The sequence below is a fragment of the Mycobacterium sp. TH-M82 genome (assembly GCF_057473605.1).
The window spans coordinates 1-2,926 of record NZ_JBYCKY010000675.1 but is presented as its reverse complement, the minus strand read 5'-3'; the positions used below and the strand labels follow the sequence as shown (position 1 = coordinate 2,926).

At 65.4% G+C, this 2,926-nt stretch carries 3 protein-coding genes and 1 pseudogene; 2 read left to right on the top strand and 2 right to left on the bottom strand.

Annotated elements, in window-relative coordinates; all coding sequences use genetic code 11:
* Positions 1 to 1,037, top strand: a 1,037-nt coding sequence (locus AC2VON_RS19820; RefSeq protein ID WP_486954475.1) for an FAD-binding protein, incomplete at its 5' end; no start/stop codon positions are given.
* Between the two features lie 49 nt (positions 1,038 to 1,086).
* The gene (locus tag AC2VON_RS19815) at positions 1,087 to 1,842 is read left to right on the top strand and encodes a succinate dehydrogenase/fumarate reductase iron-sulfur subunit (RefSeq protein WP_486954474.1); all 756 of its coding nucleotides are present in this window, start codon (positions 1,087 to 1,089) and stop codon (positions 1,840 to 1,842) included.
* Positions 1,843 to 1,917: 75 nt separating this feature from the next.
* On the opposite strand, the pseudogene AC2VON_RS19810 reads toward AC2VON_RS19815, so the two are convergent.
* Both AC2VON_RS19810 and AC2VON_RS19805 read right to left on the bottom strand, forming a co-directional pair.
* Positions 1,918 to 2,232: pseudogene (locus tag AC2VON_RS19810) on the bottom strand (aldo/keto reductase); the annotation flags it as partial.
* 93 nt (positions 2,233 to 2,325) lie between these two features.
* The coding region (locus tag AC2VON_RS19805; protein ID WP_486954473.1) for an inositol monophosphatase family protein at positions 2,326 to 2,926 on the bottom strand (601 nt) is incomplete at its 5' end.

Sequence of the window (2,926 nt, the reverse complement as noted above, 5' to 3'; positions counted from 1 at the left end):
AAGGCCAGTACGCCGAGACCGAGCAAGAAGCCGACCAGTGGCTCAAGGACAACGACTCGGCCCGGCGCACCCCGGACCTGTTGCCCCGCGACGAGGTGGCCCGGGCGATCAACGCCGAGGTGAAAGCCGGCCGGGGTTCGCCGCACGGCGGAGTGTTCTTAGACATCGCGTCTCGGTTGGCGCCCGCGGAGATCAAACGCCGGCTGCCGTCGATGTACCACCAGTTCATGCAGCTGGCCGAGGTCGATATCACCAAACAGCCGATGGAAGTCGGACCGACCTGCCACTACGTGATGGGCGGAATCGAGGTCGACCCGGACACCGGTGCAGCCGTGGTCCCCGGGCTGTTCGCCGCCGGCGAGTGCTCCGGCGGGATGCACGGCTCCAACCGGCTCGGCGGCAATTCCCTTTCCGACCTGTTGGTGTTCGGTCGCCGGGCCGGGCTGGGCGCGGCCGAGTACGTGCGGTCGCTGAGCGGCCGGCCCTCGATCTCGACCGGCGCGCTGGCCGCTGCGGCCAAGCTGGCGCTCGCGCCGCTGGACGGGTCCGGCGGCGGCAAACCGGAGAACCCCTACACCCTGCACACCGAGCTGCAGCAGTCGATGAACGACCTGGTCGGCATCATCCGCAACGCCGGTGAACTCGAGCAGGCCCTGGTCAAACTGGAGGAGCTCAAAGCCCGGTTCGCCAACCTGACCGTCGAAGGCCGGCGGGAATACAACCCCGGCTGGAACTTGGCCATCGACTTGCGCAACATGCTGCTGGTCAGCGAATGCGTGGCCAAGGCGGCCCTGCAGCGCACGGAGAGCCGGGGCGGGCACACCCGCGACGACCACCCGGGCATGGATTCGAACTGGCGCAAGACGCTGCTGGTCTGCCGAACCTCGGGCGGGCGCGCGATTGCCGACGTCGACATCACCCGCGAGGCGCAGTCCGGGATGCGCGAAGACCTGCTGGGCCTCTTCGAAATCTCCGAGCTGGAGAAGTACTACACCGACCAGGAGCTGGCCGATCATCCGGGACGGAGAGCTAGATGACTAGCGCTGACGACGATGCAGAGCGAAGCGATGAGGAGGAGCAGCGCCCATGACATACGACGCACAGTTGCGAATCTGGCGCGGAGACGCCGACGGCGGGGAGTTGCAGAACTTCACCGTCGAGGTCAACGAGGGCGAGGTGGTGCTCGACGTCATCCACCGGTTACAGCAGACCCAGACACCTGACCTGGCGGTGCGCTGGAACTGCAAAGCCGGCAAGTGCGGATCGTGTTCGGCGGAGATCAACGGTTACCCGCGGCTGATGTGCATGACCCGGATGTCGACGTTCGCACAGGACCAGACCGTCACCGTGACACCGATGCGGACGTTCCCGGTGATCCGCGACTTGGTCACCGACGTCTCGCTCAACTACGAGAAGGCATTGCAGGTTCCCGCGTTCAAGGCCCCGAAAGACCGCAAGCCCGGCCAGTACCGGATGTTCCAGCAGGATGTGGAGCGCTCCCAGGAGTTCCGCAAGTGCATCGAATGCTTCCTGTGCCAAGACGTCTGCCACGTGATCCGCGACCACGAGGAGAACAAGAAGAGCTTCTCCGGCCCGCGGATGTTCATCCGGCTCGCCGAACTCGAGATGCACCCGCTGGACACCGCCGACCGGCGCGACTGGGCGCAGGACGACGCCGGCCTGGGATTTTGCAACATCACCAAGTGCTGCACCGAGGTCTGCCCGGAGGGCATCACGATCACCGACAACGCCATCATCCCAATGAAGGAGCGGGTAGCCGGTCACCGCTACGACCCGGTGGTCTGGTTGGGCAGGAAGCTGTTCGGTCGCAAGGCTGACTAAAAAATGTTCCAAGTCCTGAGCCCCGGCCCGAGCACCGAGTCACGCACGGTCGCCCGGTTACGCCCTGCGGTCCGATTACGTACCGAGGAATGTCAGTGGGTCGTGCAGCACCCGGGCGCCGTCGTGGAGTCCGTTGAGCACGTCCATGTCGTTGTCGGCCAATTCGAAGTCGAACACGTCTAAGTTGGCCGCAACGCGCTCCGGGTTTCTAGATCGGGAGATAACCGCGTTGCCGCACTGGAGATTCCACCTGATCGGCACCTGCGCCGGTGTGCGGTCGTAGGCTTCCGCGATCCGCGTCACCGTGGGGTCATCGAGCAGTCTGCCGACACCCGGCGGACTGTAGGACTGGGTGACAATTTCGCGTGTCGCGCATGCAATCGTCATTTCTCTACCCATCCTCTGCGCCTTGCCATCATCTGGTTTCGTGTCTATTCGGGATTCTTCGGTCACGTCTGATCAATGGCGATCGATGGACGTGGGTTACGGCGGAATCGGTACCAGGCCGCCGAACCGCTCCAGCTCAGCGATGAATTCGTCGGCAATACCGGGTGCTGCGGCGACAACCAGGCCCCCGCCGTCGGCGGGTTGCCCCGGGTCGGGCAGCAATACCCGCGCCCCGGCCTCGGATGCTACCAGCGCGCCGGCTGCATAATCCCACCTCTTAAGACCGTGCTCGTAGAACGCATCGAGTCGGCCGGCCCCGACCAGGCACAGATCAAGGGCTGCCGACCCGATGCGGCGCACGTCGCGCACTACCGGCAACATCTCGGCCAGCAACGCCGCCTGCGCCGCGCGACGCCTTGCGGAGTATCCGAATCCGGTGCCTAGCAGTGCAACTGACAAATCCACGACGTCGGTGCAGCACAGCACCTCGGAGCCATGCTCGTCGATCACGTGCGCCCCCAGCCCGGCACCCGCCGAATACACCCGCTCGTCGGCGACGTCGGCCACCGCTCCGGCTGTCGGCACGCCCCCGACGACGGCTGCTACCGACACCGCGTAGGCCGGGATCGCATACATGAAATTCACTGTGCCGTCGATGGGATCGAGGATCCAGGTGACCGATTCGGGGTCCCGGCCG

What these genes read in the sequence shown, in the direction of transcription:
- AC2VON_RS19815 (WP_486954474.1), top strand. Translation starts at nt 1,087, where the DNA reads ATGACATACGACGCACAGTTGCGAATCTGGCGCGGAGACGCCGACGGC.